Source organism: Nocardia mexicana NBRC 108244, from assembly GCF_001613165.1.
In the GTDB taxonomy this organism is placed as follows: domain Bacteria; phylum Actinomycetota; class Actinomycetes; order Mycobacteriales; family Mycobacteriaceae; genus Nocardia; species Nocardia mexicana.
Window position 1 is genome coordinate 22,708 of record NZ_BDBV01000119.1, and the last position, 20,181, is coordinate 42,888.

Below are 20,181 nucleotides of genomic sequence, written 5' to 3' on the forward strand. Positions count from 1 at the left end.
TACGAGCCCTGGCACGAGCAGGCCGACCCCAGGCTGGTCCGGCAGGTCGATCTGAGCTACGACCAGGCCGAGCGGTGGGGCCGCCGCGGCGCCGACGAGGAACCGCCCGCACCGCCCCAGCCGGAAGGACCCACGCCGCCAGAGCATTTCGCGCGTCCGGAGGCGGGTGAGCACTACCGCCCCGGCACCGAGGAAGGCGACGCGCTGCGGGAGTGGCTGAGCGATATCGATGAGCTGGAGCAGCAGCGGACCGCGGCCGCCGAGGCCATCGTCGAACTCGCGCGCGGCTACGGCCTGGACCTGCCGGACCTGACCCACGAATCGGTGCGGCGCGCGGTCGACCACCTCGAATATCAGATCTGCCGCCGGGGCGCGGCCACCGAGGGGCTGCTCGACGCGCTGCGGTGGTACAACGCCGAGGACGCGTTCATCCCCTACAGCCGCGAAATCAATTCGCACGCCGACGATCCGCTGGGCCGGCTGCTGCAGGAACTGGTGCGTGCCGACAACGGTGACCCGTTCCTGCTCAAATGGCTCGGGGTCAACAACAAGACCGCCACGCCGCCACCGCGCTGGTTCGAGCTGTTCGACGAGGACGGCAGGCCGAAACAGGGCGGTCTGCGGCTGCTGTTCGAAAAGGCGTTGCGGCGCGAGCAGATTCGCGATCAGCTCGCCACCTGGGAGGACCTGTTCCCCGACGACGTCTCCCGGGATCCGGTGCGGCTGGTGGAGACGGTGCAGGCGCTGCGCGAGGGCACCGAGGCGCGCAAACAGGCGCTGGAACGGATGCGGGCGCTGGCGCAGGAGTACCGCACCGCCGACGACCGCTACCGCGAGACGGGGACGGCGCTGATCGACCTGGCCGCCACCGAATGGCTGCAGCACGGGCAGGGCGCCCGGCAACTCGAGCCCGGGGTGTGGCTCGTCGACGGGGATCCGAGCCGTCTGGTCATCATCGATGCGGAACTGAACCACGACCAGGTGCTGGCCGGGGCGCTGACGGGGCACCCCGACCGGATTGCCGCGCTCAACTGCGGAGATCTCGTGCCCGACTACCGGATCGGGTGGGTGGAACCCGACGGCGCGGTGCGGATCGGCACGGTGGACACCCCGCAGGCGCGCTTCTTCGAGGGCGAACTCGACGGTCGTCCGCTGCAGACATTGCTGGTGCGCGAGGGCGACGGCCCCTGGCGGCCGGTGCCGCCGCGCGCTGCGGATCCTGGTGCGCCCGAGCCGGATCCGGCCCCCGCCGCCCGTTCCGAATCCGAGCCGCGCCCGCGCACCGAGGTCGAGCGGGAGGTGCGGGCGCTGGCCGAGCGGCTCGGCCTGGACCCGGAGACGCTGATGCGCGAGCCCGGTTCGGTCGAGAGCGAGCGGCGGCAGAACGCGGTGCGGGCGGTGCAGATCGAGGCCCTGGTCGACTACGTGCGCAGCGCGAGCGCCATCGAGGAGTTCAACGACATCGGGCTGGCTCGTGGCGCACTGGCCCGGCGCCTGGATATCCCTGCGGGCGAACTGAACCCGGAGCGTCTGGCGCGAGCGCTGAGCGATCCGGAGCTGAGCCCGACCGAGCGCAACCGGGCGGTCAAGGCGCTGACCGACTTCGCGACGCAGGCGCGCAAGGTGGACGCCGACGCCGTCGACGCCGCCCGGGATCGACTGGCCCGCAGGCTACTCGGGCGCGAGCACGACGAGAACGCGATGAGTCCGCTCAAATACGACGAGGACCAGGGCAAGATCGTGCGGGATCCCGACGGGATCGACCCGAAGAAATTGGCGCGGGCCATCGCCGATCTGGTGTACCGCTCGGCGGAGGTCGACGGCGTGCCGGTGCCGCAGACCGAGCGGCTGAGCGCCTGCCTGCGGGAATTCGCGGACGCACTGCTCCGGCTGGATCCCACCGACAAGGTGTGGCGGGGCGACCTGGCGGCGGACCCGCGGCTGGTGGGCGGCGGGTCGCCGATGCGCAGCGAGACCGCGTTCACGGACCTGCGCACGGCATTCGCCGAGCTGGCCGCGACCCGGGAGCTGACGCCCGAACGGATCGCGAGGCTGCTCACCGATCCGGCGCTGAGCAAGCAGGAACGAAATGTGTTGCTCGACAAGCTGACCGACTGCTTCTACGAGCTGCGGCAGGGAGATCGCGGGGCGGTGGTCGTCGCGCGCGGGCGGCTGGCGGAGCCGCTGGGCCTGCAGCCGAAGGATCTCTACGGCCGCCGCTACGACAGTGAATACCGGCGGCATCCGGATCCGCGCAGCATCGGTACGCGCAAGCTCAAGCGCGCCCTGAACAAGCTGATGCGCGGCGACGGGCCGCCGCAGGTGCTGGTCGACCGCCTGACCGAATTCGCCCGGGCGATCCTGGACTCCGAACCCGAGCTTCGGACCCGGCCGGAGGACTCGGGCCTCTCGGTGCGGGCCGAACACCCGATCCGCGACGATTCCGCCATCGCGCACCTGCGCGAGGTGGTCGGCGATCTCGTCGAGTTCGTCGGCAGGCTGGACGGTTCGTCCGGTCCGCCCACGAAGGACGGGGTGAACCGCGACTGGGCGCGGATCATGGGCCTGGACATCGGCGACCTGGCCGCGAAGGTCGAGGCGTACGACAGGTTCCGCGCGGGCGACAGCGAGGAGCATCGCGACCTCACCCCGGAGCAGCGCGAGGCGGTGGATCTCGCACTGCGCGAGGAACTTCAGCAGCTGGTGGAGAAGTACGTCGAAGTGTACGACGCCTTCCGCGACGGGGTGATCGAGGAGCACGAGCGCCCCTCCGCGGAACAGCTGGCCCAGGTGCACGCCGAACTGCGCGCCGAGGTCCGCGAGCGCGCCGAGAACCTGCACGAGCTGGCCGACCTGCTCGCCGAGCACCGGCGGTCCCTGGTGCAGGACGAGCGGACGCAGCTGCTGGAGGCGGCCTGGGCGCACAACGAGGCCGAGCAGCGCCTGCGGGCCGCGATGGACCGCGTGGAAGAGGTCGAGCGGGAGGCGCGGCGGCGCGGCGAGCGCGCGGGGCAGGAGGCGCCGACCTGGGATGTGGTGACGGATCCGGCGCGACTGGCCGACCTGCTCGGCAGGCTCCGCAACCAGACGATGGTCGTCGGCCCGCACGCCCGGGAACGACTGCTGGCATTCGACGAATTGGAAAGCGCCGCAGCCGAATACCGGCGCGCGGAACAGGCGTCGGACGAGGCCGCAGCCGCCCTGACCGGAGCGGGTGAGCGGCTGGCGAGCTCGATCGAACACGATGCGCTGGTCGAGGCCGGGGCGCACGTGCTGGTCGGCGAGCCCCGGGTCGGACTCATCGAGGGTGCGCCGCGCCGCGTGGCCGTCGCGGTGTGGGGGGAATCGGGTGACCCGCGCGAAGCGCTCGACCGGGCCATCGCGCTGGACCCGATGATCGCCGAGCTCGCCGGTCCCGACCGCGATCGGATCGTCGTGCTGCGGATCAGCGTCGACGAGGAGGGCCGGGTCACGGTGCGCCGGGAGGATCCGCCGGATGAACCGCCGCGGCTCGACCCGGCACCGGAGCCGGACTCGCCGAGTTCGGGCGGCGGCGTCAAGCATCCTCCCGAATCCGATGAATCCGACTCCGGCGCAGTCGAATCCGAATCGGTTGCGCAGGGTGGCCGCGACGACCAACCCGCATCGGGTGGCGACGGCGACCGCGGGGGCAAGCCGCCGACACCGCCGAAATCGCCTGGTCCCGAGGATGATTCGCCCGACGACGGCCCGCCGTTGCGGCTGGAGATCGTGGACGACCACCCGTACACGCCGACCATCCGGGTCGCGGAGTTCAACGCCGCCCTCGCCCGGGTGGCCGAACAGGGGGCGGTGTGCGATCGGCTGCTCGCGGAGGCCACCGACCTGGCGCGGTCGCTGGGCGTGCGCCCCGAGGACGCCCCCAGCGCCTTCGAACTGGATCGCGTGGTGCGCAGAGCCCAGGACGACCTGCTCGCCCGCGGCCGTGCGGCCGATGACGACGAGCACGTCCGGGCCGTGGCCGACAAGCTGTGGGAGCACAGCGGTGCGCTGCTGGAGGAGGCGCGGCTGCGCGACGCGGCGGCTCGGGAGGTAGCCCTCGACCTCCTCGCCGATGCGCAGGGCGCGCCGCTGCCGGGTCACGACCTGGTGTGCCGCCTGCCCGGCGACCCGCCCCGCGTGCTGCTGGTCGCGCCGGACCCCGAGGGCCTGCTGGCGGCCGACCCGGCGCTGCGAAATACTTTGGCGGAGTACGGATCCGAGGTCGAATACTGCCAGGTCCGGGTGGACGGCGAGGGCCGCGCCACCGTCTACGACCTGCGTGCGCCCGAGCAGTCGCCCGAGAGTGCCGCCCGCTCCGATGCGGACAATGCCGAAGCACGCGTGCGGCTCGAGGAGCTGAATCAGCGGCGGCAGGAGGCGATCCGGGAGCGGGAGATCCTGCTGCGGCGACGCAACACGCTGGCCGGGCTGCTCGACGTGTCCGCGGACGACGGCTGGGCGGCACTGCGGCCGGACCGGCTCGGCGACACGCTGCGCGAGGTGCGCGAGCGCCACGGCGTACAGGACCACGACGAGCTGGAGAACGTCGTCGAACTCATCCAGGTGTGCAACCGCCTCGACGGCGCCGAGGACTACCTCGCCTGGGTCGAGGGCGAGATCGTCGCGGTGCGTCGGGACGAATCGCCACAGGCCGAGCACGACCGGCTGGTCGAACGGTGGCACGAACTGATGCGCGAGCGAGAGTTCCTGCGCGCCAAGCGGGATGAGCGTGCCGAGCTGCGGGACGCGGCGGGCCTGACCGGCGAGGCGCTGGAGCGCAGGATCCTCGAACTGTTCGAGACCACGCAGGCCCGGACCGTCCGGATCCCGGGCACCCTCGACACCCCCGAGCGGGTCGTGCACGTGCAGATTCCCCCGGCCGAGATCGCACTGCGGCGCCGGGCGATCCGCAAACTGGTCGAGGCCGTGGAGGAGTTCAACCGCGTCGACAAGGCGGTGCGCGATATCGAGGCGCGACTGGCGGAGCTCGAGCGGGCCGGTGTGGGCGGTGGCCGGCCGCTGTCGCCGGAGGCGACCCGCGAGATCACGCGGCTGGAAGCCGAACGCGGCGAGCTGTTCCGGGACACCTACAACAAGGCCCGCCGGTCGATGATGGTGGATCTGTGCGAGCGGTTGAACGCGCACGGCGTACCCGTCGACCGCCGCAAACTCGGGCCGACTCCGGAGGACCTGAACCGGGAGCTGATGCGGTGCCAGAAGCTCGTCAACCGGCAGGACGAGGAGATTCGCGCGCAGAACAAGCGCTGGATCAAGGAATTGCGGACGGCCGCGCACGATGTGATCCGGGTCGACAACGCCATGGCCCGCCTGGCCGACGAGACCGGCCGGGCCGCCGGAACCTGGCGGGAGGTCCTCGAGGCGGAGGGCGCCCGGATGGCCACCGACCTGTGCGCGCTCGCAGACGGGCCCAAGATCATCGTGCTCGGCCCGCGCGCCGACTTCGATCATCCGTGGGCCGATTTCACCGCGACGCTGACCGACGCGATCCACACGAATCGCGCTGTCGCACATGCCATGACGCAGGAGCCGGTGATCGAGTACCGGCAGATGATCGGTGGCCCGGGCGCGGTGCGCTGCGTACCGCTGCGCAACAGCCCGAAGGTCGAGGTACACGACAGCGGGTGGATCCGCGGCGAACTCGGGACCAGGATCATTCGATGGGGCGAACCGGGCGACTGGCGCTATGTCGACCCCACCCGCCCCTTCTGGCGCACCAACCGGGACGAGAACACGCCCGACATCTACGACCCGGGTAACCCGGACTGGTGGGGCGGTCTCGTCCACTACATCAACACGCTGGCGCTGCCGTTCGCGGACATCCCGCCGGGCATGATCGCGAAGGATCTGCTGCCGTTCAACGCCATGAGCGCCGAGGGCTACTTCTTCACGGGCAACATCCCGGAGGAGGCGATCTACAGCCTGGATATCGGCAGCGAGATCAACTCGACCCAGCGCGCCATCCGCATCCTGCTCAGCACGCTGCAGGATCCGCGGGTCGAGGCGTGGATCCAGCGGCACCCGGAGATCGGCGACTACCTCGAGGCCCGGCCGTGGCTGAAGAAGATCCCGCCGTTCTCGACGGTGTGGTCCGCGGTCGAATGGCATCTGAAGTCCCAGTTCGAGAAGCAGCCGATGTTCCCGCGCCGCGACCCCGCCGAGCATTCGCTGGATCCGCAGCGCGCCGAACTGCCCGAGGCGACCCGGCGCGTCATCGATCGGACCGTCGAGGGACTGGATCGGTTCCGCGACGACCAGCGGGTGCGGTGTGCCGAGCAGGTCGTGGACCGCATCCGCCGGGAGTTGGTGGACGGCCTGTCGCGGATCGACCCGACCCGTGACGATCTGCCCGCGCAGGTCGAACGGGTCGACGGATTCATCGAGGCGGCCGCGCGGCAGCTGGCCGATGCCTTCCGCACCGACGACCACGGCGAGATGTGCCGGATCGTCACCGATGTGCAGCAGCGCCTGCTGCATCTGCAGGACGGCGGACGGATCGCGGACGCGGACCTCGAGGCGATCGTGTCGGATCTGCTTCCCCACGTGCGCAACGATTTCGCCGACGGGGACGAGGTCGCCGACCAGTGGCGGCTGCTGTCCTGGACGGACCGGCAGTACGAGCAGTTCCGCGCCGAGCCGCGGCTGGCCGACCAGATTCTCGAGGGTCTCGCGCAGCACCGGTGCAACGAGCAGGTGCGGGCCGCGCGCGAGGTGGTGCGCCGGGTCAAGGCGGACCTGATCGATGAGGTCCCCCTGGAACTCACCCGTCCCGATGCGGCGCAGCGGCTGGAGCGCTACATCGGGAAATACATCCACCGCGCCTCCGACAAGGATCTGCGCACGGTGGCCAAGGCCTTCGCCACCACCGATCGCAAGGCCTGCCGCGACGCGGTTTACGGCATCCGGTTGCGATTGCTGGAGCTGCAGGAGAACGGCCGCATCACCGACGAGGACATCAACCGGGTCGCGCAGGCCCTGGTCGACGACCCGGCGGCGCCCGCGCTGCGCGACGACTACATGACCGGCGCCGACGAACTGCGACCTCCGACGTTCACCCGCGAGCAGGTCCAGCAGATCATCGACCACCTGATGTTCGACAAGCACCTGGTTCGCGACCACGCGGACTCGGCCGGGCGGTTCGTGTGGCGGCGGATGAGCCAGGTGGCCGATGTGGCGGAGGCCTTCCAGCGGTTGCTGACCGTAGAACCGTTGCCGGACAAGGTGATCGAGCGGCTGCGCCATCCGCAGCAGCAGGATCTCGTGCTGCTGCACGACGCCCTGACCGAATCGGAGTACGAGCGCGATCCGGCGAACCGGCGGTCGGGTAAGACCTGGTACGACGCCAACGCGCACGCCATCGCCGCGGGCTACCACTGGGACGCCGCCCGGCCGCCGTTCACCGGCTGGCGCCGGGACCTGGAGTACAACTCCTACCTCGCGGACCTCCTCGCGCTGCCGCGGGCACAGGAATGCGCGGATCGGGCCGCGGATGTGCTGGCCGGGCTCGCCCGGGAGCTGAACTTCGCCCCGGACGACGCGCTGGCCGCGCACCGGTCCTCGGATCGCGATCAATGGCTGGAGGACCTGCGGGGACGACAGCCCGATGCCGCGGGCCGGGAGCGGGTCGACGCGCTCGCCCGCGCGCTCGTCGAATGCGCGGAGGCCGACGCCCACCTCGCTCGCGTCGAACGGGATCTGCGGCGGTCGGCGCTGTACAACGGGCAGCACGAACTGGCCGCGTTCCTGCCGCGGGATCGGTACCAGCTCGAATTGCCTGCGGCGCAACAGCGTTGGCGGGAGGCCTCGGCGGCGCTGGAGGCCGCGGCCGATCCGCTGCACATCGATGCGCTGGAGGCGCTGCTCGGGTGCGAGGTGGGTGGCGAGCACTGGTTCGAGTCCCTGCGTGGCCGGCAGCCGGATGCGGACGGGCGCGCACGCGTCGACACGCTCGAGCATGCGGTACGCGAATACACGGAGGCCGATGAGCATCTCGAGGCCCTAGAGCAGGCGCTGGAACGCACCGCCCGGGGCGACGAGCGGACCGCGCTGCTCGATCCGGGCGCGCCGGAGCTCGAAACGCCCGCGCCGCACGAGTCCCGGTCGTCGGGTCGCCCTGCGGGGGCGAGGGGCGGTGAGGGTGAATCGTCTGCGCCGCAACAGGAGTCGGGGCGGCGAACGGGTGACGACGACAACGCGACCGGCGCGCGCGACGATGAGCGGGGCGAACAACGCCCGCGCGGCGGCGAGCAGGATGAACAGCACACGCGCGAGGCTGAGCAACGCTCGCCGCGGTCCGAGGAGGAACGGCGGGCGGCGGCGCGCGACCGCGATGCGGCACTCGCGCGGGCGTTGCGCGAGGCCGAGGAGGTGCGTGCGCGTCTGGACGGGGAGCGGGACCGGTTGCGCCAGGCCGAGACTCGGCTCGACGACGCGGCGCAGTACTTCACCGACGACCCGCGTGCCGGGCTGACCGACGAGGAACATCTCATCGGATGGGTCGACGATCTGGTGGCCCGGACACGGCAGGCGCCCGCGACCGGTGGGCCCGACCTGTGGCGCGAGCGCGGTCGTGCGCTGGAGGCCGCCGCCCGCGAATGCCTGCGGGCCCGGAATTCGGTAGCACGCCTGGAAGAGGAACTGGCCCGGGCACTCTCGCGGACCGATGAGCTGGCACGGGATCCGGCCGCCGGTGGGCGCCCGCCGGTCGCCGATCCGGGCCTGCCCCCGAACGCGGGCGAGGCCGCGGGGCCCATCGTGACCGAGACCGGTATCGGGGTCTCCTACGTGCATCGGTACGGCGGCGACGACGACCACGGCGTGTACATGTGGGTGGACAGCGAGGGCATCCTGCGCGGCGAGGTCCGGGTGGGGCCCGGGACCCCCAACGGCGCAACGATGTTGCGTGACGTCCTGCGTGAACTCGGCGACCGCGTGCGACACCTGGAGGACGGCTGGCACGCGGGCGGCGTCCTGTCGGACAACCTCGACTCGTTCAACGCCGGTATCCAGGAGCTGCGGCTGCCGCCGGAGGATGCCGCCCGCAACACTTTCACCGGCCGCATCGTCGCCGAGTTCGGCCTCACCGAGATAACCTTCCGCGAGCTGCGCGGTCCACTCGGCGAAAACACCGCCGTAACAATCCTTTTCAGCCGCCCCGGCGGCACCCCCGACCCCGGCGCCACTCCCGACCACCCCGGCGAACCGACGGGCACCGAGCCACCCGCCGCCCTCCCGGAGCCACCATCGGACCAGGCCCCCCGAACATCGAACGACCCCCCGCCGAACCCGTCCGCAGACAAGGCTTCCCGCCAACCCGGCACAGAACAGGGCCGTGTCCTAGCCGCGGACGAAACGGATCCCACCGGAGCCGGGACGGATCGCGCCGCGGCCGAAACGGATCGCGCCGAGGATGGGACGGATCGCGCCGCGGACGAAACCGATCGCGCCGAGGGCAGGGCGGATCGCACCAGGAACGGGACGGGTGCCTCCAAGGACGGGACAACTCCCTCCGTGGATGGGGCGGGTCGCGCTGCGGATGAGACGGGTCGTGCCGGGAGCGGGGCGGATTCTGCCGGAGATGGGACAGGTCGCGCCGAGGACGGGGCGGATTCTGACGGGGACGGTTCGTCGTCGGCGGTGGAGGTGCGGTGGCGTCCGTCCGGTGACGATGACGGATTCGGTGGGTCGCGCACGGGCGACGATGGTGGTTCGGACGGGTCCGGGGGGAACGGCGACGGTGGGGGTCGCGGGCCGGAGGCGGGGCCGCCTGCGCCCGGCGGTTCGGAAAGCCCTGCGCCGTACCTGATGTCGCGGGTACCGCACCCGCCACATTTCTTCGACGTCGAGCTGCCCGACGGGAAGCTGCCGCCACTGCCTCTCCGCGCACCCGATGTGGACGTGTCACAGTGGCTGGAATCGTCGAACCCGCACCAGCAGGACCCGGAGACGCCACACCAGACCCCACCGCAACCGCCGCAGGACCCGCCACACCAGCAGCCCTCCACGCCGACCCCACCGCAGCCGCCGAGGCGCCCGGCCCCGGAGCCACCGGTCTCGACCCCGCCGATTCCCGCGGGAGAGTCGCCTCAGCCGGACACCCCGGCCCCGGCCCCCTCAACGCCTCCCAACGCAGGAGAACCGTCGACACCGCCGGACTCGCCTGTGCCCTCCACCCCGCCTGCGCCGCCGACCGTGCCTGTGCCGCCGACTCCGCCTGCGCAGCCGACCCCGCCGACCCCGCCGACTCCGCCTGTGCCGCCGACGCACCCGACACCGCCCGTTACTCCGGTGCCACCGACTCCACCATCGCTGCCGGAACCCCCTGCGCCACCGACACCACCCGCGTATCCGGAACCACCGCGGTGGCCGCAGGCACCGCAGTGGCCGGGAGGGCAGCACCCGCCCGAACCGCCCCAGTTGCCATGGCCACCGGGGCAGGCCGGTTCGCCCGTCCCACAGCAGCCGACCCTGCCGCCGTGGAACGTGCCGCCACCGCAGGCACCGTCACCGAACGGTCCGCAGCCACCCATGGCAACTCCACAGCCACCCGCCGACGGTTTGCTACCTCCCGTCGCAACTCCGCAGCCACCCGGCGACGGTTTTCTACCTTCCGGGGCACCGTCGCCGGACGTCTCCCCGGTGCCGCCGGGCCAGCCGATACCGCCGGGTGACGGTGTGCCGCCGGACTATCCGCCTCGGGCGTCAGCGCCCGACTCGATGTCGCCGTTCGCGCCGCCTCCGAACGGCCCTGCACCCCTTGGTGACGCGTCGCAGCCCGCTGGCTTGCATCCTGCCGAGCCGCGGGGAGACGGTGCGCTGCCTGCTGATCACCCGGCGGCCCCGGATGGTGTTGTGCCACCGGACTATCCGCCTCCGGCCTCGGCGCCCGGCTCGACGCTGTCGCCGAACGGTCCTGTGCCGACAGGAGATGCGCCGCATCTGACACCTGCGGGCTTGCACCCCGCCGGGGCGGCATCGCCGGACGGCTCGCAGTCGGGAGAACGGTCAGCGGAGCCGAATGACGGTGTGCCGGGGGACCAGCAATCCGTTCCGAACGGTGCCGGGCCCGGCCATCCGTACCTGCCAATGGCCTCCACGCCGCCGGGCGCCGCGCCCCATGTGCCCCACGGAGCGGTGCCCCCGGACGCGCAACCACAGGTTCCACCGGTAATGCCGCCTCCGGTGCAGCCCCCGGGCGCGGCGGGTGCGCCGCTCGGCGCAGATCGGCGGTGGGACACCGGAGTCCATCCGGGCGACGACGGTCGGATCGTGGTGCAGTCCGCCGACGGCAGTGGTGGCCCGGCCATGTTCGACCCGAATACCGGTGCCGTGCAATGGCTGTCGATGGTGACCGGGCCGGTGAGCGGCGTGTACGGGCGGCTCGGCGAGATCGCCGTGGTGTTCTACCGCCGCGACGGCCGGCTGTATCTGTGGGCGGACGGCCGGATCGTCGACCTCGACGACCCCGCGGTCGACGTCTACTGGGGCCGCACCGATCCGATCCGGACCTGGCTCCAGGTCGGCCGCGGCGGCGTGGCGGTCGTCGACGCCCGCTATCCGTTCCCCGGTGAGGGGCGCGACGTCGGACGCATGATCAGCGACATCCTGTCCGATCCCCGGCGACGAGAGGGGGTCTTCCGTCACTGATCATGTCGCAACCCGTTTCGAGGCCCCGATATTGTCGGCTGGTGCAGTGGATACCCGCACGGCAAAATTGCCGGTGCCGTGCACCCATCGCAGCGATGAGGAAGGCCTGACCGCATGAACGACCCGCAGCAGAACAAGCCCGAGGACGGCGAGGAGGCACCGGACCTCACCTTCCGGATGGCACCGGAGGATTCTGCGGAGGTCTCGGAGGCGGGGCCGGACCAGGGAGCCCCGGACGAGCCCGCGTCGCCGGACCCGGGCGAACCCACCCCGGAGGCGCCCGAGGCCGAGAAGTCTGTCGAGGCACAGGCCACCGAGCTCACCCACACCGTCGCGCGCGAACTCGCGGTCGCCGGGCCGGAGGGCTGGCGCAGGCTGCGGGCGGTCTTCTCGATCACCGTCGCGGGCGGGGTGATGTACGTGCAGTACTTCGACGAGGCCGACCGCGCGATCCGCGCCGACCCCTCGGACGAGGTGGTGGAGCTGGTGCGGCTGCAGCGCGAGGTCTCGGCCCAGCTCGGTGACGGTCCGTGGTGGCGGCTCGTGTTGCAGCTCGAGGCCACCGGACAGCTCGAGGCCGACTACGACTACGGCGACGACCCGTTCCCGGACGACGAACTGCTGATCCCCGAGGCCTACCGGGCCGACCTGGAGGCGTATCCGCGCAATCGGCTGCCCGTCTGGCTCGCCGCATATATAGGCCACGACAACCGGCAGTGGCGTTCCCCGCAGCAGGCGGCGCAGCAGGCGCGCGCCGACCGCGAGGCCGGGGTCGCCGCGGTGCCGTCGGCGGACGACTTCCCCGTGCTGCCCGTGCTGTGGGCGCGGTGGGCGACGGTCGCGGCGGCCTTCGTCGCCGTCGGTTCCGAGTGGGGTCCGCGCGTGCTGCCCGCACTGGGTGTCTTCGAGGGATCCTCCCGCAGCGGCTCGACGCTGTACGTGCTCCCGGGCGGTCGCGCGGTGCTGTCGGGCGGCGTCTGGAGCTCGCCCGAACTGGATTCGGCCTACAACAGCGGGGCCCCGCTGCCCGCCCTGTACGCGGGCGCTCCGGAGTGGGTCGCGAACCAGGTGCTCAACCCCCGCGCGGCCCGCGGCATGCTCTCCTTCTGCTACTGGTGGGAGCGCGGGAGCTGGTACCGCGGCGCGTCACCCACCTCCGACCGGATCAGCGCGGCCGTGCCCGGCATGTGGACCGCCGACACGGTCATCGACGTGGTGTGCGGCGTGCTGAGCGCCGAGCCCAGCGAGGAATTGCGTTCCACCGCAGCGAATCTGGTGGCCGCGGCCGAGGCGGGCGTGGTCACCCGCAACACCCTGACCGCGCTGTTCACCGATCCGTCGGACGATATCGACGGCGCCCTCTACCAGCTGTCGCTGGCGGGGCTGGTGACCACCGTCCCGGAACCCATCTCGGAGGAGCGCGCGATCACCCGCGTCCGCGAGCACATCCTGAGCCTGGACATCGATACCTCGCGCTACCCCGTCGACCAACTGGTCGCCGAGCGGCTCAGCGTCGGCTGGATGGTATTCGTCCCCACCCAGCCCGGCGAGATCGCGGTCGGCCGCGCCATCTTCTACATCGCCGACGACGGCGTGATCGAACAGTCCTCCTCCTCGGTAGCCCCGTCGATCTACACCGAGGGCTTCGAACAGCGCTTCCACCAGCGCCAAACCACCGCCGCCGCCGACTTCCCGATCCGATGAGGGGGCGAGGTAACTGCCGAAAGAGCCAACAGATGAACTCCTTTCGACCGATCGGTGGCGTCGCCGCGCACAGCCTGCGGCCACCGCCCGATCCGATATGCTGAACGACGTGAGCACGACCTTGCCGGTGACGTCGTACTACGACGCCGGTACGTGCGAGGGCGGGCGGGGGACCACCGGTGCGGTACTCACCCTGATCGCTCGAGGGCCGACAATTTTCCGAGTATCTCGTCGTAGAAGGACCGACCGATGGCAGACAGCGAATTCGACGGCCTGACCAAGGCTGCCAAGGGGAACTACATCCGGCTGAAGCCGGAAGCCGCCAAGAAGTGCGTCGAGCTGTGCGGTGACATGATCGACGAGCTCAACAGCGCGATCGGCGACGCCGACAAGCTCGCCGAGGTCAAAGGCTTCGGCGACGGCGCCGGCGACGCCGTCCCGAACGCGAAGCATCTCGCCGATCGCTACAAGTCCCGCGTGGACGGTGGCGATTCCTCGCTGAAGCACGTGCTGACGAAGCACCGCGACCTCGTCAACGACATGATGGAAACCTTCATTGCTGCCGGTCGTGCGTATTGGTTGAACGAAAAACACACTTCCGAAGACCTTGCCAATTACGACAAGGCGATCGATGGTTACCGGCCGAAGAAGCCGTGAGATTCCGGCTGTCCTTGCCACAGGGAGGTGAATGATGGGCGGCACAGATAAAGAAGAAGCAAAGCTGAACAAGTTCGAGCCGAAGAGCCCGAAGGCCGACAAGAATACCGTGCTCGGCACCGACAGCAAGATCGAGACCGAGGTCGGCGAGATCCGATGGGAGGTCTCCAACGCGACTCTGGCACAACTTGTGAAATTCCGTGATTCGATCGACCCCAAATCGGTCGAATCGCTGGCGGAGAAGTGGCGCGATCACGGCACCAAGCTGAATACGCTCCAAAACCGATTCTCGAATCAAGTGAAATCGACGATTCGCGATTCCTGGGAGTCGAACGCCGGTGCCGCCGCATCGTCGGCGGTGCAAAACTACGCCGATCAACTGGACCAGCTCCCTACTGTAATGACCGCGATCGCGAACAGCCTGGATTTCTCGGCAAAATTCCTCGCGGACACGCAAAACAACATTCCCGACCAAAACGGTCAGCTGGCCGACAAGAAGACGAACGTCGTGACCAAAGTCGTGAGAGCTAACGCCCCTGACTTCGAATTCGCCACCACGTCGGAAGACCCATATCCTACCTACTCGGCGGACGCCCAAAACCTCTCCGGCGAAGAACACAAGCGTGTGCAGGAGCAGCTCAGGCTGCGAGCCAACGACGTCGTGAACCAGATCTTCGTTCCTGGCGGGAAATCTGTGGACGCGGCCATGCCGATGTTCCCGCTCCCGACATCGGTGACGAAAGGGATCGACCCGACAACCGGCCAGAAGAAGCCTGGCGACCAGGGCCCCGGTAGCCCTACCAACCCCGGTAGCCCTACCAACCCCGGCAGCCCGGGCTCGCCGAGCGTCTCGCCGCTACAGAAGCAGCAGCAGAAGCAGCAGTTGGAGGCCCAGCGCCAGGCTCAGGAGCAGCAACAGAAGCTGCAGGAGGAGCAGCGCAAGCAGCAGTTGGAGGCCCAGCGCCAGGCTCAGGAGCAACAGCAGAGACAGGCGCAGCAGCAGGCGGCGCAGCAGGGTATGCAGGCCGCTCAGCAAGCGGTGCAGCAGGGTATGCAGGCCGCTCAGCAGGCGGCGCAGCAGGGTATGCAGGCCGCTCAGTCCGAGGCTGCGAAGGCCGGGTTGGCCGGAATGCCCAGCGTGGCCGGACTTTCGGAGGGACTCGCCAAGGGCGGACCCAAGGGCGGCGGCGCCGGAGGCGGTGCCGGTGGCGGGAAGGGCGGCGGTGTCGGCGTAGGCAGCGGCCCGGGAGCGGCCTTGAGCGGCAAGACCTCTCCCACGGCGGATCGCCTGTTCCCTCGTGCCAGCATGACCGATTCGGCGGCGACCGCCACATCGGGTCGGTCGGGTATGGCGGCGGGCGCGGGCGCCGGCGGCGGCATGGGCGGTCCGATGGGCGGCGGCGGTGCGGGCGGCGGCCAGAACGGCCAGAACAAGGAGCACAAGCGAGCCGACTACCTGGACTCCACGGAACATCTGGAAGAGGCCCTGGGCGACGCCCCGGTCGTCGCGAAGCCGGTCGTCGAGAAATGACCGTTCACCGTGGGCGGCTGACCTCGCTCGAGGTCGCGGTGTTGTGGGAGATGATGTCGGATGACAGCCTGCCGTTCCCGCTGACGCACTCGCCGACTCACCGATACGAGGACGACTATGTCCGCGCCAAAAGGGAGACGGCGGAACGGCTCTTGGCGAATCCGCCGCTCCGCGGGCCGCAGGATTGGGATTCCGCCGAGTTGCTGGACCTGTGGGAGGCCGCCGTCAATCCGGACATTGTCATTCGGGCGTCGGGCGAGGGACCCGGTGACGCGACGGAGAATCCGGTGGTGACGCGCGTGCTCGGATTGCGACGCGCAGGCTATGCGTTGGTTCTGGTGCAGCAGCACGGCGAGCCTATTGAGCGCGGCGGCGACGTCGACGTCTATGAAACCGATATTGTCGGGCTCGCGAAAGCCGTGATCGACCAGCTGCCGAAGGTCGGGCCCGGTAAGCTGCGCGAGGTTCCGATCGTCACGCAGGAGCAGGCCGGATTGGACCCCGACTCCTCGGGGGTGTTCGATTCGATGGACCCGGCCCCGACGTATCAGCGCTCCGAGCGCTGGCGCAAGGCGAAGTCGACCCATCACGGCGAACTGGTAGTCGAACCGGGCAGTGCCCCGCACTGGCTCCAGGACCGCAGTGGCTATCTCGTGCGCTGGCGTGACCTCGCCGACGACGGCCGCTACCTGATCGAGCCCAAGCCGAATCCGGTGGCAATTCCGGTGGACGGCAACGCGTTCGAAAGATTCGTCAACCAGCGAGTCGCCGAACTGGTCCGGCGGATCCGGGAGAACCGGCCGGTCGAACGTGACTTCCGAGTCTCTTGAGCATACGAGTACAGAAGTAGTGCGATGCTCGACGAGATGAGACGTGACGCGCTCGAGTTCCTCCTCGAAACGGAGTTCTACGAGCACTGTCTGCCCGGCCTCGGCGCGGTCGTCGAGGCTGGTGGTCAGCGATGGGAGCGTGCACTAGGCGTCTCGGACGTGACCACCGGCGAACCGTTCCGGCTCGGCGACCACTTCCGCATCGGCAGTGTCACGAAAACGTTCACCGCGACGGCTGTCCTGCAGCAGATCGACAGGGGCCGACTCGGTTTCGACGACACCCTCGAACCCTTCGTCCCGGGAATCCCGAACGGCGAGCGCATCACGATCAGACACCTCCTGAACATGACTTCCGGTGTCCCCGACTACGCCGATTCATCGGACTGGCTGCCGACGGTCGAGGGACTGACGCTCGACACCGCCGACGCGGACTGGCCGCAACAGCGCAAGATCGATGTGATGCGAAGCATGCCTGCGGCTTTCGAACCGGGTGCCAAGGCCCGCTACCACAACGGCCACTACATTCTGCTCGGACTCGTGCTCGAGCAGGTGACCGGCAATCCCGCGGCCGACGTGATCAACGGCGATGTCGTCGCGGCGGTGCCGAGCCTGAAGCACACCGAATTCCCCTCGGTCGCAAAGCTTCCCGACCCGCATCCGGCGGTCTACGCACTCGATCCCGACAGTCGTACGCTGCGCGAACTCGGCGACATGAACCCCCATGTCCTGTGGACGGCCGCCGCTATGACCTCGACGATCGAGGACCTCCTGATGTGGGTTCGTGAGCTCGCCGACGGCACGCTGCTGTCAGCGGACCTGCAGCGTGAGCGATTGGCGGCGCCTCGGCAAGTGGACGGGTGGCGGGGCGTGCACCGGTACGGGCTCGGGGTGCAGCGCCCCGGTGCGCTGGTCGGCCACGGGGGTATGACGCCGGGTTCGTCGTGCGCGGTGTTCCGCTATCCCGCCGAGGACGCGTCGGTCGCAGTCGTATCCAACGGGTTGGTGAACAATATCGTCGTCAGCCAGGCGATCGCCCTCGCACTCATGCGCGCGCTCTACCCGAGCTACGTCGACGGCTGAATTCACCCACGCCTCGGACGATCTCTGCGAAGCGTCGGAAAGAACGGCGGTCGTCGGCTCGTTCAGTTTTTGAGCGCCGCCGTGAAATTCACCGCAATCGAGAGGCTCGAAACGTCGCCGGTGGGATTGATGATCGTCGAAGTTTGCCCTTATTTTCGACCCGATAATCCCGGACATTGTCGACCTGCACAGCCCTGCGCGGTCGACTCCGCAGCGACCGGGCGGGCGCCGTGACCCACAGTCCGCACGCATATCCTGACACAGATCCGTGCCGGAAGCGTGCCACAGAAACCTCCGCTATCGACCGCGCTCGGATGCCGCTATCGTACGGTGCGGTACCGATCGATCGTCGGGACGGTCGGCGCCGGGCCTGGGGGCTGGGTAGGATATGTCACCTGGAGGGAAGGCAGATCGTGCAGGTTAACGCTGGGTTGCGGCAACGGTGGTGCCGCGCCGATAAGGGCCTTGACGTGCATGAGATGCTCTATGTGACACTTTTTTTCAGGAGGGCCCGAGGATGACTGCGCCGCAGGAGGGACAGGCACGGCCGGAGGACGAGTTCCCCGCCGAGTTCAGCGCGGCCTCTGTCACGGGGGCGGTCTCGGTGCGGACCACCGAACAGGGCCTGCCGCTGGGCATTCGGGTCGACGCCGACGAATTGCGCCGCGACCCGGACTCTTTGGCGGGGGAGATCCTGCGGCTGTGCCGCCAGGCGGCGAACCGCGCGGGGCTGCAACGCCGGAAACAGCTGCAGGAGGCGGGGTTCAGCTCCGACATGCTGGCGCTGACCGGGCTGCCCACCGAGGCCGATGTCGCGCGGCAGGAAATCATCGAGGAACAGGAATACGACACGCAGCCGCAGAGCTGGTTGCGCTCGGTCTGAGCGCGGATTCGGCCGACCGGTAAGGGGAACGCGAGGTAGCCATGGTCGACACGATGGACGAGCTGATCGCACGCGTGCAGAAACAGCTGTACCGGTTGCGTGATCTAGATGACGCGATGAAGGACGTGCGGGCCAGCGTCACCTCCGAGGACGGTGCGATAACCGCCGAGGTGGACGGCAACGGCGCACTGGTCGGGCTGAGTTTCTCCGGCCGGATTTCGAAACTCTCCCCCGAAGAATTCGAGAAAACGCTGGTCGGCACGGCCCGTGCGGCGGCCGAGCAAGCGTTCTCCGAACGCGCCGATCTGGTGACGGCCTACAACGAGGAGAACGCCGGGTAGTCACCGAATGTTAACCCCGCACGGATCGCAGCCTATGAACTTGTAAAGGTACCGTTGAGAACCGAAACGTCATGCGACGTTTTGAGATTGGATGAGGGTATGAATCACGTAGAAGTAGTGCCGGACGCGTTGCGCCGATACGGCGACACTTCGGCCGTGATGGCTTCCGAGGTCGCTTCTGCCGGGGCGGTCGATCAGTCGGCGACGATGGCCGCGGCGGTTCCGGTATTCGGGCTCATCGGCCAGGAATTCCTGCTGTCCTTCGCCTTCGCGCAGGCCAATCATCTGACCTCCGTGGCGCAACTGGCCGCCGTGCACGCCGGCACGGCCCTGACGTCGCATCAGGCCGCCGCCACCTACGAGACCACCGATGCCGCATCCGGCGCGGACATCGGGTCAGTCGGCACGCAGCAATGAGCCTGCCGGGGGTAACTCCGCCGCCGGGCGCGGAGCCACCGGATCCGACGGTGCTGGAGCTGCTGCGCGGCAGCGCCATGGCGCCCATGTTGGACAAGCCGGTGGATCACATCCTGCAGGACATGGGGCTGCCGGGCCTACCCGACCTGCAGGGGGTGCCGCCGCTGCCGGGCCTGCCGCCGCTGCCGGTGATCGATCTCAGCGCACTGATGCGACCGCTGACCGATCTCGCCTCGGCATTCGGCACCGGGCAGTTCGCGCCGACGCCCGCGGTGGCACCGGCTCCCGCGCCCGCACCGGAAGGTGGTGCGGCGCAGGGTGATCCGGCCGCGCCCGGCGCCCAGCCGGTGGCCGCTCCGCCGCCGGCGCCGCCGATGGACCCGACCCAGATGCTGTCCAACGTGGGCAGTGTGCTGCAGACGGTGATGTCGCTGGGCGGCTCGGCGCTGCAGATCGCCATGACCCTCTGGCAGGGTCAGGCGGCGCAGGAGGCGTCGAAGAAGGCCGCCGCGGCGGATGTGGATTCGGCCGCGCTGGGCACGCAGAGCGCCGGGCAGAAGGACGTGCTGATCGGCGCGGCCGGGAGCGTCGCCACGGGCCAGGTCCAGATCGGCGGTGTGGTCGCGAAGCAGGCGATGACCATGGCGATGGCGCCGCTGTTCATCATCAGCGGTGTCGGCCAGGCGTTCCTGGTGCAGCAGACCATCCAGTCGATCACCGAGGCGCTCGCGATCACCGCCAAGACCAAGGGTGAGCTCGCGGTACACGGTGGTCGAATGACCAAGGCGGGCACCAAGATTCCGATCACCGGTGCCCCGAAGGGCGTCAAGTCGTCGCAGGACGTCACGAAGATGCTCCAGCTGCTGGGGCCGCTGATGAGCATGGGCACCCAGGGCGCACAGGCGATCGGCCAACTGGCGAAGGCGAATACGTCGATGTCGGCGCCCACGCCGGTCGCGAAGCCGGAGGACGCCGCCTCGGGAGCGGGCGGCGGAATCGGCGGCGCGGCAGGCGGAAAGGGTGGCGGCGGCGTCGGTGGCGGCGGAGCCCTGG

10 protein-coding genes (1 of these 10 only partly in view) are annotated in these 20,181 nt (G+C 69.7%); all 10 read left to right on the plus strand.

Translation table 11 applies throughout. The annotated features are described in order from the left end of the window. Window positions 1-11,685: the final stretch of a WXG100-like domain-containing protein gene (locus tag NM1_RS36495; protein ID WP_068031152.1), read on the plus strand. It extends 18,411 nt beyond the left edge of the window; 11,685 of the gene's 30,096 nt are visible here — the last part of the coding sequence; the start codon falls outside the window, past its left edge; its stop codon occupies window positions 11,683-11,685. Window positions 11,686-11,799: 114 nt separating this feature from the next. Beyond that, window positions 11,800-13,389, plus strand: a complete 1,590-nt coding sequence (locus tag NM1_RS36500) for a hypothetical protein (RefSeq protein WP_068031154.1) — start codon at window positions 11,800-11,802, stop codon at window positions 13,387-13,389. A 249-nt stretch (window positions 13,390-13,638) separates the two neighbouring features. Next, window positions 13,639-14,046, plus strand: a complete 408-nt coding sequence (locus tag NM1_RS36505) for a hypothetical protein (protein WP_068031157.1) — start codon at window positions 13,639-13,641, stop codon at window positions 14,044-14,046. Window positions 14,047-14,080: 34 nt separating this feature from the next. After that, on the plus strand, window positions 14,081-15,577 hold the full coding sequence (locus NM1_RS36510) for a hypothetical protein (protein WP_157124070.1): 1,497 nt from the start codon (window positions 14,081-14,083) through the stop codon (window positions 15,575-15,577). Continuing rightward, window positions 15,574-16,407 carry an ESX secretion-associated protein EspG gene (locus NM1_RS36515; protein WP_068031163.1) on the plus strand — a complete coding sequence of 278 codons (834 nt, stop codon included), beginning with the start codon at window positions 15,574-15,576 and terminating at the stop codon, window positions 16,405-16,407. The genes NM1_RS36510 and NM1_RS36515 overlap by 4 nt, the downstream gene beginning before the upstream one ends. Before the next feature lie 36 nt (window positions 16,408-16,443). After that, entirely contained in the window at window positions 16,444-17,487 is a 1,044-nt protein-coding gene (locus NM1_RS36520) for a serine hydrolase domain-containing protein (protein ID WP_169814387.1), read from the plus strand. Between the two features lie 517 nt (window positions 17,488-18,004). Continuing rightward, window positions 18,005-18,370: a hypothetical protein gene (locus tag NM1_RS36525; RefSeq protein WP_068031169.1), complete on the plus strand. Its 366-nt coding sequence runs from the start codon at window positions 18,005-18,007 to the stop codon at window positions 18,368-18,370. A 53-nt stretch (window positions 18,371-18,423) separates the two neighbouring features. Further along, complete coding sequence (locus NM1_RS36530; protein ID WP_307719352.1) at window positions 18,424-18,711, plus strand: YbaB/EbfC family nucleoid-associated protein; 288 nt, start codon at window positions 18,424-18,426, stop codon at window positions 18,709-18,711. Between the two features lie 99 nt (window positions 18,712-18,810). After that, window positions 18,811-19,128 carry a type VII secretion target gene (locus tag NM1_RS36535; protein ID WP_068031174.1) on the plus strand — a complete coding sequence of 106 codons (318 nt, stop codon included), beginning with the start codon at window positions 18,811-18,813 and terminating at the stop codon, window positions 19,126-19,128. After that, window positions 19,125-20,181: hypothetical protein (locus NM1_RS36540; RefSeq protein ID WP_068031177.1), on the plus strand; the 1,057-nt coding region annotated here is incomplete at its 3' end. The genes NM1_RS36535 and NM1_RS36540, both read left to right, overlap by 4 nt.